General features: G+C 33.3%; 1 protein-coding gene. It reads right to left on the reverse strand.

Going from position 1 to position 264, the window contains the following annotated elements:
* Window positions 1-52: 52 nt before the first annotated feature.
* On the reverse strand, window positions 53-264 hold a 212-nt coding region (locus AAEZ05_RS28945), incomplete at its 5' end, for a hypothetical protein (protein WP_350650049.1).

Raw genomic sequence — 264 nt, forward strand, 5'->3', positions numbered from 1 at the left:
TTATTGAGGTGGGTAGGGGTGAAATTCAGGCACAAAAAAACCGCCTGAGCGGTTATTGTTCTTTCTGTTGTGTAGCCTGACTTTTTAGGTAGTCTTGTTTTCCTTTTATCATTTCGGACATAATTACTACATTATTTAATGTGTGTATGATTCCGAATGTGGCAAGCATAGTGAATAGGTTTGAAATAATAAAATATTTAAGTATTCTTTTTTTGTATTCTTTAAGATCTTTCTCGGTTACTGTTATGGTGTTTTGGTCTATGT

Origin of the sequence: Pseudomonas sp. HY13-MNA-CIBAN-0226 (assembly GCF_040310305.1) — a bacterium.
Classification (GTDB): domain Bacteria; phylum Pseudomonadota; class Gammaproteobacteria; order Pseudomonadales; family Pseudomonadaceae; genus Aquipseudomonas; species Aquipseudomonas gregormendelii.